Source organism: Bacillus sp. 3255 (assembly GCF_031456485.1).
In the GTDB taxonomy this organism is placed as follows: Bacteria; Bacillota; Bacilli; order Paenibacillales; family NBRC-103111; genus Paenibacillus_E.
In genome coordinates this window covers 60,098-73,548 of the sequence record NZ_JAVDUS010000013.1, presented here as the reverse complement: position 1 = coordinate 73,548, position 13,451 = coordinate 60,098, and the positions used below count along the sequence as shown (strand labels likewise).

Annotated in this window: 12 protein-coding genes; 2 read left to right on the top strand and 10 right to left on the bottom strand. The window is 52.9% G+C overall.

Features of this window, described 5'->3' with window-relative positions; genetic code table 11:
- Window positions 1-52: 52 nt before the first annotated feature.
- From J2X61_RS19830 to J2X61_RS19800, 7 genes are all read right to left on the bottom strand, one after another.
- The gene (locus J2X61_RS19830; protein ID WP_310189976.1) at window positions 53-1,522 is read right to left on the bottom strand and encodes a putative amidoligase domain-containing protein; all 1,470 of its coding nucleotides are present in this window, start codon (window positions 1,520-1,522) and stop codon (window positions 53-55) included.
- 138 nt (window positions 1,523-1,660) lie between these two features.
- Window positions 1,661-2,227: an outer spore coat protein CotE gene (gene cotE, locus J2X61_RS19825; RefSeq protein WP_274468244.1), complete on the bottom strand. Its 567-nt coding sequence runs from the start codon at window positions 2,225-2,227 to the stop codon at window positions 1,661-1,663.
- 114 nt (window positions 2,228-2,341) lie between these two features.
- Window positions 2,342-3,301 carry an aromatic acid exporter family protein gene (locus J2X61_RS19820; RefSeq protein WP_310189972.1) on the bottom strand — a complete coding sequence of 320 codons (960 nt, stop codon included), beginning with the start codon at window positions 3,299-3,301 and terminating at the stop codon, window positions 2,342-2,344.
- Window positions 3,302-3,369: 68 nt separating this feature from the next.
- Window positions 3,370-4,212 (bottom strand): ABC transporter permease, encoded by an 843-nt coding sequence (locus tag J2X61_RS19815; protein ID WP_274468242.1) that lies wholly within the window; start codon window positions 4,210-4,212, stop codon window positions 3,370-3,372.
- Window positions 4,209-4,979, bottom strand: coding sequence for an ABC transporter ATP-binding protein (locus J2X61_RS19810; RefSeq protein ID WP_274468241.1), 771 nt, complete (start codon window positions 4,977-4,979; stop codon window positions 4,209-4,211). The genes J2X61_RS19815 and J2X61_RS19810 overlap by 4 nt, the downstream gene beginning before the upstream one ends.
- A gap of 43 nt (window positions 4,980-5,022) precedes the next feature.
- Window positions 5,023-6,039 (bottom strand): ABC transporter substrate-binding protein, encoded by a 1,017-nt coding sequence (locus tag J2X61_RS19805; protein WP_310189971.1) that lies wholly within the window; start codon window positions 6,037-6,039, stop codon window positions 5,023-5,025.
- 144 nt (window positions 6,040-6,183) lie between these two features.
- Window positions 6,184-7,704, bottom strand: a complete 1,521-nt coding sequence (locus J2X61_RS19800) for a carboxypeptidase M32 (RefSeq protein ID WP_274468239.1) — start codon at window positions 7,702-7,704, stop codon at window positions 6,184-6,186.
- A gap of 145 nt (window positions 7,705-7,849) precedes the next feature.
- Between J2X61_RS19800 and J2X61_RS19795 the strand changes: the two genes are divergently transcribed.
- Both J2X61_RS19795 and J2X61_RS19790 read left to right on the top strand, forming a co-directional pair.
- Complete coding sequence (locus tag J2X61_RS19795; protein WP_274468238.1) at window positions 7,850-8,173, top strand: iron-sulfur cluster biosynthesis family protein; 324 nt, start codon at window positions 7,850-7,852, stop codon at window positions 8,171-8,173.
- A gap of 51 nt (window positions 8,174-8,224) precedes the next feature.
- Entirely contained in the window at window positions 8,225-8,797 is a 573-nt protein-coding gene (locus J2X61_RS19790; protein ID WP_274468236.1) for a beta-class carbonic anhydrase, read from the top strand.
- A 581-nt stretch (window positions 8,798-9,378) separates the two neighbouring features.
- Here the strand turns inward: J2X61_RS19790 and J2X61_RS19785 are convergent.
- The 3 genes from J2X61_RS19785 to J2X61_RS19775 are packed head-to-tail and all read right to left on the bottom strand — an operon-like array spanning window position 9,379 to window position 13,441.
- Window positions 9,379-11,523, bottom strand: coding sequence for a hypothetical protein (locus J2X61_RS19785; RefSeq protein WP_310189968.1), 2,145 nt, complete (start codon window positions 11,521-11,523; stop codon window positions 9,379-9,381).
- 23 nt (window positions 11,524-11,546) lie between these two features.
- On the bottom strand, window positions 11,547-12,725 hold the full coding sequence (locus J2X61_RS19780; RefSeq protein WP_274468234.1) for an ABC transporter permease: 1,179 nt from the start codon (window positions 12,723-12,725) through the stop codon (window positions 11,547-11,549).
- Entirely contained in the window at window positions 12,722-13,441 is a 720-nt protein-coding gene (locus J2X61_RS19775) for an ABC transporter ATP-binding protein (protein WP_274468233.1), read from the bottom strand. Before J2X61_RS19775 ends, J2X61_RS19780 begins: the two co-directional genes overlap by 4 nt.
- Between the last annotated feature and the right edge of the window lie 10 nt (window positions 13,442-13,451).

Sequence of the window (13,451 nt, the reverse complement as noted above, 5' to 3'; positions counted from 1 at the left end):
AAATATGAGCCTCCGCCATCTATCGATCTTTCATATCCGTAGAGATAATCTATTATAACATGATTCCTTCTTCAATTGCTTCTTTCCGGCGATACGGGGCAATTTTCCATACCTTGCGAATATCCTCCCGCTCATTCCACGGCTCCATGGACATGAGTCTGGACCGGAACCGGTCCAAGACGCCGGCATATCCTTCGTAGCCTTTCAGCTGCTCGAGATCGTGCCAAAGCTTGGCTGCGATCCCCTGCAGCAACCGCTTATCGCCTCTGTAATAAGCCGCTTGGATGTCCGGTTCCTGCAGCGGCTGTCTCGGCAGCCGCCAATAATTGTCGGCGATCAGCGCCGCCAAAGTGAATACGCCGCGCGTGATGAGCGGCGAGTGCAGCCAGCTCGGCAGCGTGCGGTATTCGAAGCCGCCGTGCCGTTTCTTGCGATAATCGCCGAGAAAGCCGTACCGGGGGCGGCGCCCGCGCGTCGTATCGCTCTCGATCAAGATCAAGGGCAGCGCGAGGTAGTTATCTAGCGCGCGCAGCAGATGACTGTTCAGCCAGCACCGGCTGAAATGGATATGTCCGCCGAGGGGATATCCCCCCACCGGCATGCCGCCCGAGAGCCACGCCAGGCTCTCGTCGGTGATGGACCGCGCAGCGAGCCGCATCGTAGCCAGCAGGTTCCGCGCATGTTCGAGCGGGTCTGTGCTGGGCTTCGGCCGCAGCTCCGCCAGCGGCAGTATGACGCGATGCCCGCTGAGCACGATCGCATCGCAGCCGACCTCGCCTTCGCGCGCCAGAAAGCGGTCGGCGAAGACGACCTTCCCCTGCGGGCTGAGCAGCAGGAACTCGGGATCGCTCCCGAGCATAACCGGCTCCTGGCGCAGCAGCTCCTTCCGCAGCGCCAGCTCGTAGCGGTTGATCGCCTCAGCGAACAGCTGCACCAGCCGGCCGCTAAGCTTCGGAGCAGGTTCTACATCGAGCACCAGCGTGTGCCCGCCGGGCACGATGCCGATGGTGACAAGCCCGTAGTCGAGCCCGAGCGCATAGATCGCTTTGGCCGCCTCCCGGCTGGCTCTGCGCACGTGAAATCCGGCCTTCTCCGGCTCCACTTCTATGTAGGCGGATTCGGTGCGATGCTGCCGCTGGATGAGGAGCGATTTCTCCGACAACAGCAGCGAGTCTTTCTTCTCATACACGATTAACGTCTGCAGATGGAAGATAGCCACTTTGTACTTATGCGTGAAGAACGGGGTCTCCTCCTTCAACTCTCCCAGTCTCTTCAGTTCCCGAACCGTCTTGATGCCGTGATGTGCCAGCAATGCATCCCGCTTCGCCGGCGATTGTGCCCTGACGATCGCCTTAATCGGCTGAAGCGCAGGTACGGACGGCCATTCATCATGAGCAGCGCCCCAGTGGATGACGATGCGGCCCTGCCAATCGGCAGGCAGCTTGCTGCCGCTCGGTATGCGAATAAGGCCTGCGAGCTCCAACGCCTCTTTCTCCTGTGCATGCAGTAAAAATGATTGCATCCCCTTAACCCCTTCACGTCTCATGTGAACCGGGCCGGCCTGACGGACAGCTGCCCATTTGTGCTTGGAAAACAAAAAAGAGGGCGTATGCCCTCTGCCGAACCTTGAACGCCAGCATACACTGGCGTATAAGGTTCATTAACCCAGATCATCTTCAAGCAGTTCGGCATCGAGATCCTCGAAATCTCCATCGCCACCATCATCGAAGTCCACGTGTTTGTCATCGAAGTCGCTCGGTCCATACGGGCTCACGATGACAAACACCTTCGTTTCCGCAATAAGCTCAACTTGGAACTCGCGTTCCACCCGAATCACAACGCCGTCGCCGCTCGACGAGATGCTGGCTTCCACACAGTTGGGCTCTTGCGTTGCGACAGCGGACACCTCGGCTGTCGTCGGCTTATGTCTTTTGTCCAGGTAGCTGAGTCCGACGACTTCTACATAAGATACGGTTTCTTTGGCTACGTCTGTTTTCGTGTTGCGATCGTAAGAATACCAGATGTTGATATCATAAGTACCAACTACCTCTACGCCCTCTCCGGATTGGATCGCCTCGAATTGGTTATTAATAATCCAAGCGCCCAATATACTGGTCGGAGAAAAGGGCGGAGTCACGGTATGACTTACATGCGAAAATTTGCGACCTTTACCGCAGACAGCCTTGGTGATGATCTCTCTGCTTTGCAAATCTTTATCTAATGACATCCTTTCAACCTCCTCCATACAATCATTCATTACAAGTGTATGCAGGACAGTAGTCTAGAGTGACAATTATTTTATATTATTTTTTTTGCAAAAACATATTTATATCTTTAAGAGTCAACCCGCCTCCGAGCGGTGTTTTTTTTGCTTCTTGGCGATCGATAAGTAGTGCATCAGCTCCCGGTTTAGCTGTAAAATCGCGGAACGGACCTCGAATTCTTCGCGGTTTCCCGGCAGCGGCAGCTTTTTGTAGCGGGCATCCAGCTCTTGTAATTCTTTCTCCGCTTTGCCCGTATAGTAGTCTTCCTTGACAGTATGGCTAATATCTTCAAGAATCGCGGCGAGCATCTCCCCTTGCGGCAGCGTCTGATATACTTGCGCAACAAGCAGCATCATCCGGTGAATCGACTCCAGCTGCTCGCCCCTCATGAAGAAATATACGCGCCAATACGGATCCCCTGTCATAAAAAGTGTATTATCCATAGCCCGCTTGGCCAACTGAGCCCCTTTATCGATCTCTTCGCTGACCTCCAGAAGCTCATGGCCATCCCAGATCACGGTATTGTCCCGCAAATGCTTCGCCAAGCTTACAAATATCATAGAAAATAATTCCTCTATCCGAATCTTATGCGCCACCAACGCTTTATCCGCCTTGGGCATATACGCGATATTAATCGCCGTAGCGGTCCCCAAGCCGACCAGAAGCAGCAGCAGCTCATTGCCGACGGATGCCCATCCGGCATCTTCATAGGCAAACAAATGCAGCATGACGACAGCCCCTGTCACCGCTCCCTCCGCTATTCGCAAACGGTGCAGCAGCGGGAACACGATGAGCAGGAAGAGTCCTACGACCCATACATGAAAACCGAACAGCATAAATAGCAAGGACCCCATCAACAAGGCCAGCACGGAAGCGGCGAGGCGATGGAGTGCGCTTTGAATCCCTTTCTTTTTCGTTACCTCAATGCCCAGAATCGCCAGAAGTCCAGCGGCTGCCGGTGTTTTGATCCCCATAAGATGCGCAAGATACATCGCTATCAGAACGGCAAGGGCGGTTTTGAGCACTCGAAAGCCCATAGCGGTTCACCTCTTTACTGGTTATACTATGGGCCCATTATTTCATTTTCGACTTCATGTGGCAAGTGTTACCGGTGTTTCGTCAATCTTTTTTCTAAATTGGAAACGATTTGATACATAAATGTGGCAACCACGGCAATGACGAACAGTGTGGAAATGACAAGCGTAAAATTAAATACTTGGAAGCCATATATAATTAAATACCCGAGACCCATTTGCGAGACGAGAAACTCGCCGACAATAACCCCGACCCAAGCTAAACCGACATTCACTTTCAACGTTGAGACGATGGCCGGGAAGGAAGCGGGCAAGATCACTTTAAGAAAAACTTTCCTCTGATTTCCCCCGAATAATGAGACGACTTTCACATAGTTTTGATCGACCTCTCTGAAGCTGCCATACACGACCAGTGTCGTAATGATAACGGTTATCGAAAGCGTGGTGGCGATAATGGAAAGCAAGCCCGGTCCGAGCCCGACGATAAATAGCGGTCCCAATGCGACCTTCGGCATACTGTTCAAGACGACGATATAGGGGTCAAGCACTCTTGACAGGAATGGCGACCACCAGATGAGAACAGCCAGTGCCGTGCCGAATAATGTACCTAAAGCAAAGCCAAGTATCGTTTCTATAACGGTTACGCCAACATGAGGAAGCAGGCTGCCGTCCAGCAATTTATCCCAGAGCAGTTTGAACACTTTGGTCGGATAGCTGAAGAGGAGCACATCGATCCATTTCAATCTAGCCGCTGCTTCCCATAAAGCAAAAAAGAGGACCAGAATCAACAGCTGAACTATTCTGACTTGTTTCGTTTCTTTCTTCCTGGCCCCGACATATTGCCCGTGAACTTTCTCGACGAGCGCCTGCTCTGAGCCTTCGCCTGCGATTCGTTGCTGCTGCTTTGCGTTCATGCGTCATGCCCTCCAAACTCCTGCCAAATCGTACGAAACAAAGTATGAAACCCGGGCAATTCCCTTGCTTCGAACGGCACGGAGGCGCGAATCTCCTCCGGAATGCTGTAGGTTTGGCGAATTCTTCCCGGATTCGGCGCCAGCACAATAATGCGGTCGCTCATGGCGATGGCTTCTGATATATCGTGCGTCACCAAGAGCGCCGTTTTCTTCTTGGCCCTAAGCGTCTCCACCACCAGATCCTCCAGCTGCAGCTTGGTCTGATAGTCCAGAGCCGAGAACGGCTCATCGAGCAGCAGCAGCTCGGGATCGGTGGCCAGCGTTCTAACGAGCGCTACGCGTTGGCGCATTCCCCCGGAAAGCTGGGAGGGATAATAATCTTTGAAGCTGTATAAACCCATTTCTTCTAATAAATGAAGCACAAGCTCTCTGTTCTCCTTGGTCAGCGTTCCGGCAATCTCCAGCCCGATGCAGGCATTGTCTTCGATCGTCCGCCAAGGAAACAGATAGTCCTGCTGCAGCATATATCCGGCCCTTGTCGACGGCCCGTTCACGGGTTTGCCCGCGACCGACACCGTGCCTGCCGTCGGCCGAATGAGGCCGGCTATGATGGACAAGAGGGTCGTCTTCCCGCAGCCGCTCGGACCGATCAGAGAGACAAACTCGCCGCGTGCTACGGCGAAATCGATTCCCTGCACGGCAAGTGTCGCCCTTTCCTCGGTTACGTACACTTGCGTTACGTCTTTTACCGTCACAGCAGTATCCATGTTCGTACTCCCCTCCGTTTCATCTGCCTGGCCGCTGTCTGCCTTACGGTTGTTTTACGCTCGACTTGGCTTTCTCCGCATACGTGTTATCAACAAGTGTCTTCCACTCCACCCGCTGCTTCAGCTCGCCGGCCGACGACATAACATCCAGCAAATTATTCCATTCCTGCTCATCGACAACCCCATCTGTCGCGAAGGAGCCTTGATCTTTATACCGCTTCACAACGCTTTTCACAATTTCCACATCGATGTCTTTGAAATAAGGCAGGACGGCGTTCGTGATTTCATCCACGCTTTTGGCGGCGACCCACAGCTGTGCCCGCTGGATTGCATTCGTGAATTTCTGCACGGTGGCCGGATTCTTCTTCATGAAGCTCTGTTTGGTCATGAAAACCGTGTAAGGCAGATGCCCGCTCTCCACGCCGAAGGAAGCGATCACGAAGCCTTTGCCTTCCTTCTCGATGATGGAAGCCTGCGGTTCGAAGAGCTGTACATATTCCCCGGTTCCGGACGAGTAAGCCGAAGCGATATTGGCGAACTCGATATTTTGAATGAGCTGCAGATCTTTCTGCGGATCGATTTTATGCTTCTTGAGCGTGAACTCGCCGGCCATTTGCGGCATGCCGCCTTTTCTTTGCCCGAGGAAGACGGACCCTTTCAGCGAATTCCAATCGAAATTGTCCATTTTCTTGCGGGCTACCAGGAAAGTCCCGTCGGTCTGCGTCAACTGCGCGAAGTTGATCACGGGATCGTCGGAGCCTTGCTGCGCAACATAGATGGACGTTTCCGAACCGACCAGCGCCACGTCGATCGCATTCGAGAGCAGCGCAGTCATCGTTTTGTCCCCGCCTGGCGTTGTCGTTAATTCAACATCGAGTCCCTCATCCTTAAAAAAGCCTTGCGATAGCGCTACGTATTGCGGCGCGTAGAAGATCGATCTCGTCACTTCGCCGATCCGCACTTTGGTCGTTTCTTCCGTCTTCGTCCCGCAGGCCGAAACGATGCTGCTCAGCAGCAGGACAGCGGTTAAAGCCGCTCCCCATCTCTTCCGAAACTTCATAAGACGTCCCCCCGAATTAAGTAGTAATGTATCCTATGCAGGAGCCCAGAAGTCGGTTAACGATGAATTCGCAGAAAAACGTTTACACCCCAAAAAAAACAGCACCCCCGGGCATTCGCTGCCCGAAGATGCTGTTTCGCTTCATTATATACCGTAGACGGCTTGATATTTCTCTTCCAAGTACTGCACTAAATAATCGGGGTTCAAATCCTCGCCCGTTACATCCCGGACGATTTCATTCGGCGTCAACAGCTTGCCGTGTTTGTACACTTTGTCCGTCAGCCAATCCTTGATCGGACCCAAATTCCCTTCGGCGATCAAGCTCTCGAAAGCGGGAAGCTCCTTGCGGAGCGTGTGGGTGAACTGCGCAGCATACATGTTGCCCAGCGCGTAGGACGGGAAGTAACCGAACGCCCCGCCGGACCAATGGACGTCCTGCAGCACGCCCTCGCCGTCATTCGCCGGCACGACGCCCAAATACTCTTCGTATTTGGCATTCCACGCTTGCGGCAAATCCGCCACGGCAATCGTTCCGTTGAACAAGCCTTTCTCAAGCTCATACCGGATCATAATATGCAGGTTGTACGTCAATTCATCGGCTTCGATACGAATTAAAGAAGGCTCGATGTGATTGATCGCTTTGAAGAATGTATCCACATCGACATTGTCGATCTGCGGGGAGAACGTGCTCTGCAGCTCGCCATAATACCGGTCCCAGAACGGCTTGCTGCGGCCTATGACATTTTCCCAGAAGCGCGACTGCGACTCGTGAATGCCCATGGAGGTGCCTGTGCACAGATTCGTGCCGACCAAGTCCTTGGAAATGTTCTGCTCATACAGCGCATGTCCGCCCTCATGAATCGTGCCGAATAACGCGGAGGTGATGTCATTCAGCAGGTAGCGCGTCGTAATCCGCACATCCCCGGGATTAAGCGCCGTCGCAAAAGGGTGCACGGTCTCATCCAGGCGGCCCGCTTCAAAGTCGTACTGCATCTGCTTCAGAATCGACAGCGAGTACTGCTTCTGCTTCGCGATCTCGAATTGTTGATCCAAGAAGGAACGGTCGGGTTGGTTCGGTGAAGCCTGAATCCGCTGCAGCAGCGGAACCGCCTTCTCCCGCAGCGCCCCGAATACTTCGTCCAGCTTCTCAACGGTCATTCCCGGCTCATACATATCGAGGAGCGTATTATATTTATGTCCTTCATATCCCCATAGCTCAATGAACTCTTGGGTTGTCGCCACAATTTTCTCTAAATACGGCTGGAACGAAGCCCAGTCCGAATTATGCTTGGCGTCCTCCCAAGCGGACTCGGCCTGCGAGGTCAGCACGACATAGGCCTGGTATTTCTCGGCCGGAATTTTCTTGGACCGGTCGTATTCTTTCTTGCATTCCAGCACCATCTTTCTGGAGATGGCATCCAGCTTCTCCAGCTCTTCCGGCTGCGTGAAGAACGACAGATAGTCGCCCATTTCATCGGACGTAGACATGCGGAAAACTTCCGTGGACAGCTCTCCGACGACCTCCGAGCGTGTTTCGATCCCTTTCTTGGGAGCGCCGGTGCGCATATCCCAATAAATTAAGGCAATTGCCTCCTCGTACTGCTTCATTTTGCGGACATAGGCCTTGAACGATTCCAGCTTGGCTGGGGCTGTTTGCACACTCATGCGTAAGTCTCCTTCCAAAAGTTTCTTCATTCATCATACTTCGTCCCCTGCATAGAATCAAATTTATGCGAGATTGTGGTAAAATAATGACAAGCCATTTCGCGATGACCGCGGGTGGAACGACTATTTAAGGAGATGACTTGCCGTGAACATTGAATTCACCGATGCAGCTGTACAACGATTAACCCCATATATAGGTCAGAATGAAGCCCTTCTGAAGCTCGCTTTCGATACGGAAGGCTGCGGCTGTTCCGTGAACGGCGTGCCCACGCTTTGGCTCGTTTCGCAGAAGGAGAAGCACGATCTGTCCGCAAAAACAAACGCGCTCTCCCTCCTTTATAAAGAGCAGGATGAGATTTATTTCGAAGCCAATATGCGAATCGACTTTTCTGAAACGGATAAATCCTATATACTAAAGAGTAATAACCAGATTTATAATGCGGGTATGAGCTTAGTCGACAAAAGATAGCTGCAGAATAGATAGACAAGCAGCACATCAATTTTACCTGGAGGGGAAACCATGTCATTAGTTCACGAAATTCTCAAGTACAATGAAGAGTTTGTTGCGAAAGAGCAGTACAAAGAGTTTTTGACAACGAAATTTCCAGACAAGAAAATGGTTGTTCTTACTTGTATGGATACGCGGTTGATCGAGCTTCTTCCCAAGGCGATGAACCTGCATAACGGGGACTCCAAAATTATTAAAAATGCGGGCGCCATCGTCTCCCACCCTTTCGGCAGTATTATGCGCAGCATCATTGTCGCTGTTTACCAGCTCAATGCCGATGAAGTTTTCGTGATCGGGCATTACGATTGCGGCATGACGGGGCTGAATCCGGATCAAGTCATTGCGAATGCGAAGAACCGCGGTATCTCCGATGATGTCATCCAGACGCTCGGCCACTCCGGCATCGACTTGTCCAAATGGCTGACAGGCTTCGAGCATGTCCGGGACGGTATCGAGAAAAGCGTCAATATTATTCGCAATCATCCGCTGCTTCCCAAAAATTTGCCGGTTCACGGCCTTGTGATCGACCCTTCAACCGGACGGTTGGATTTGATCGCTGACGGTTACAGCGCCGTTCAAGCATAATATAGGCAATCGCCAGACAATAGAACCCCCGGGAAATTCCCGCGGGGTTCTTTGGCGTCTTATGGTTGCGGCATCGTTGCCGGTACGTGCTTCTAGGATAGCCGGTGCCGTGCCGGCAAGGTCGTCGGTGTGCGGCAGACCGCGATGTGGGACCGTTTGCGCTGTTGCCGCCAACATGTATGCGCGATTCAATATGAAAAATCATATAGAATTCGCTCTACAAGCGTAAAATCGTGAATTCTATATGAAAATTCAAATAGAATTTGATTTTTGTTCAACGGATACTTGTTGGGTGATGGCGATTGGCTAATGCGTTAGGCAAGTAGTGTTGGGTGATGGCGATAAGCTGATGCGTTAGGTAAGTAGTGTTGGGCTGTGGTGATAAGCTGGTGCGTTGGGCAGGTAGTGTTGGGCTGTGGCAGCTGGCGGCATTTTGTACATATCTCAGAATTTGCGGGAAATGAGCTTTACCCTTCTGCTGCCAGATGCATCGATTTCCTGACTGGCCTACAGCTGCAGCTGCTCACATAACAAATGCCCATCCCCAGAGGGGACAGGCATTCAAGCAAGCAGTACGTATTTTACATTTCCAGCGTTTTGATCAAACGTTTGGAGTCGCCATTCGGTGTAGTCACGACCTCATACAGATTAATCTTCACATCGGTATTCAGCTGTTCCGACTTGATGGAGCCGAAGTCGATGAACTGAATGCCGGACATAATCTTCTGCTCGCCGGTGAAGCCCATCGTCTTCGAGCTCAGCAGTCGGCCTTCGGAATCGACGACCTCGAACGCCAGCGTCGAGAAGTTCGCATCCGTGATCACCTGTTCTTGACGCTTCACATCCAGATCCAGACGCAGGCGGTACGCGTAAGACTGATCTTTGCTGTACGTTGCGCTGACATTCGCCTGCTTAATGTCGATGCTGAACGGATACAACGATACAGGTCCTGTCTTCGGCACCGGCTGAACAGCCGTCTTGTACGAACCGACAGCCAAGCGGTTGGCGTCATACAGATTAAGGGCAAGCTTATCCGCTTGCTCTGTGCCAGGCAGCAGATACGAATAATTCAGCACATAGCTGGTGTTCGGAGCAATCGTTTTGGCAACCGTAGTTTGACGCGCTCCCGTGTAGGTGTAACCTTCGCTGCTCGTCAGTTCCGTTTGGAAATCAGGCAGCGACACGGATGTCGTTCCTTTGTTCGTCAGCTTGTACTTGGCAACGACGGTTTTGAAGCCGAAGTCCTCGCTCTCGCTCATGCCCATCTCGACCAGCGAGATATCGATATTCGAGTCGAGCAAATTGTTCGCATTCAGCTTGAACGGCGTGCCGATGGTGTACTCTTCCGCAGCGGCATAGGTTGAGACTTCGCCGCCGCTGCCCGCTCCTGCCAGCGTCGTAATGGAGACCGGCAGCGCAGTAGCCGTCTGCTTGTTGTTGCCCGCCGACGTCTCCGTCCCTGTACCGGTCTCGTTACCCGTACCCGCTGAAGTCTGCGTTCCCGAACCGGCTGTGCCCGATTTCTCCATCACAACGAGCTGCAGAGCTTCCGTGCTCAGCCCCGCAGGCAAAATGCCGGAGAAACGGAACGTCGTCGATTCGTTCGGCGATAAGTACGACGTGCGTGTTGCATTATCCGCGGAAGCCACCGCTACGGAGCTGCGAACCGCTTGGAACGATCCGGTTAAATTCGGAATCGTAAGAATGCCGTCACTGTTATTCTTCAGCGTGACGTTCGCCTGCAGATGCAAGCCATCGGACTGCTGGCTCGTCGCCGCCCACGAAGTCGTAATCTGCAAGCCGTCCAAATCCTCATCCGGGTATGGCGAGCCTTCGCCGATTTTGCCGATAACGAACGATTTGGCAACGTTCAAGGAACCTAGAACCGTCGTTTTCACCTTCCCTTTGGGCGAGAACAGCAAGGTTAACCCCCCGCTGGCGTCCAGCGATGCAGGAACGGCTGCCTGAATCGTGGTTTTGAGCGGCTGCTGCGGCAGCAAGGACTGTCCGGACCCTGTCAGGAACTGTGCGGCATACGTTAATCCTTTGTTATCCTGCAAATTAAGCTCAAGCGCATCCGGCAGCTTCAAGGTCGCATCGCTCAGATTCTCAAGCGTCAGATCGGTATACACGACCCATGCGCCATCTTTGAACACTTTGTAGCTATTGCCCAACTGCGCCGTTACAACGGCGTCATCGGCATAAGTAGTGTCGAGCTCCTGCAAATTAATCGCCACCTGCTGCACCGCGCTTTGACCGGCTTCGTCCATGGCAGCCTGGACGGATAGCGCCCCGATGTCATGCATCGCGTTGTAGTTCCATTCGAATATATCGACTTTCAGCTGTCCCGCTGTCAAATTCGCCGGAATGTCGGACGTAAATTTGAACGTTCCGGTTTCCCCGGCTTTCACGCGCGCCGTCACTTTCTCCGTCAGCTTCGCTGTGTAGGAAGTACCGCTAGCGTCAATGACTTTCACCCCGTAATTGTTAAAGTCGACGGCCGACGAGCTGTTGTTGTTCAGGCCCAAGGAGAAGCGCAGCGAGCCGTCTTCGGCACCGGAGGATAAAGTCACTTTATCCAATGTGAAGTAGACGGAATCGCTTAGAAACACGCCTTCCTTCCCCGCGAAAGCTGATGTGGCCAGTGGCAGTGTCAGGAAGCTTGCGGCCGTCAGCATGAGCGCTGTACGGCTTAGCAAGCGTTTCATTTTTCGTTGTTGCGTCACAGGTAGGTCCTCCTCTAAGTTCATCAATCAGATCGTAGTGCGTCGATCGGACGCAATTTGGATGCTTTGTTCGCCGGATATAAGCCGAAAATAACGCCGACCAGGACGGAAAATAAAAAGGCGTACAAGCTAATGTCGACGGACAGACTCGTCGTTTGCTTCGGACTGAAATACGGCAGCGCATAAGCTAATCCTACGCCCAACCCCAGTCCGATAAGTCCGCCCAGACCGCTGATGACAACGGCCTCAACGAGAAATTGAAGCAAAATATTGCGCCGCTTGGCGCCGATCGACTTGCGTATCCCGATTTCGCGTGTACGCTCGCTGACCGTCACCAGCATGATGTTCATAATCCCGATGCCGCCTACAAGCAATGAAATCAAGGCGACCGCTACTAATTGATTCGTGAGGGTGTTCGTCGCTTCGGTCCGTGCCTTCAGCAGCTCATCCTGATTCGTCAGCACGAAGCCCGTATCGCTTTTGAATTTATAAGTCAAATAGGATTTCATCGTCTCCTGGGCGATATAGATATCGTCCTTCGTCGGCGCTTCTACGTACGTGGTGCGGATCTGTCCCAGCTTGAACACGCGTCTTGCCGTTTCCAGCGGGACGATAACCGAGCTGTCGACCGACGCTCCGCCGATATTGGAGCCCTTCTCCTTCAGCGTACCGATCACCGTGAATACGGCGCCATCGATGTTGATTTCTTCACCGACCGGGTTCAGCGTGCCGAAGTACGTCTTGGCCACTTCACTGCCGAGCACCGCTACATTGGAACGGAACTCCAAATCGGCGGGCGACAGGTTGCGCCCCTTATCGATCTGCGCTTTGATAATGCCGAAATACCGGTCATTCGTGCCTATGACGTTATACTTTTCTTGCGTTCGATCGTATTTGATATTGGATCCGTTCTTCGTCATCGTCGGCGCAATGAACTTGAACTCCGGAAAGTTCTCGAAATTCATCAGCTCCGTATAGTCGAGCTGTGTCGCCCGGCCGTTGCCCGTCGCCGTCACGACGAGAAGATTCGTCCCCATATTCTCATATTGCTTGGCGATTTGTTCCGAGGTGCCTTGGCCGATCGCGACAAGCGTGACCACGGAGCTTACCCCGATAATCACCCCAAGCATGGTCAGAAATGTGCGCAGAGGACTGGAAATAATCGTCTGCATCGACATTCTGAGCAATTCACTTGCCTTCATATGCTCACCTCTTGCTTCACGGGGCTGATGTCGGTTCGATTCCGGTAATCGTCGATAATGACCCCGTCACGGAGAGCTACGACGCGCTGCGCATTGTCGGCAATATGATGGTCATGCGTGATGAGAACAATCGTATTCCCCTGCGCATTCAGCTGCAAAATCAATTCGAGCACCTCTTCGCCCGTCCTGGAATCGAGCGCTCCGGTCGGTTCATCCGCCAGAATAAGCGACGGGGAGATGGCAAGCGCTCGTGCAATCGCAACCCGCTGCTGCTGTCCGCCTGACAGCTCGCTGGGCTTATGATGACCCCGCTCGCCCATGCCCAGCATACCCAGCATATGATGCGCCCGTTCCTTCCGCTCTTTCTTCGGAATGCCGGCATAGATCATCGGAAGCTCCACATTCTCCATGGCGGATAAGCGCGGCAGCAGATTAAACTGTTGGAAAATGAAGCCGATTTTCTGGTTGCGCAGTGCGGCAAGCTCGTTATCGCTCATTTTCTCCGTTACCACGCCATCCAGAATATAGCTGCCCGAGGTCGGCACATCCAGCAGGCCGATCGTGTTCATGAGCGTCGATTTCCCGGAGCCGCTGGGTCCGATGATGGCTACGAAGTCGCCCTCTGCCACGGAAAGCGATATGCCCCGCAAAATAGGCAAATCTTCCAAGCCGCGTCTGTACGTCTTCACTATATCTTTCAATTCAATGATATTCATACCGCAATAG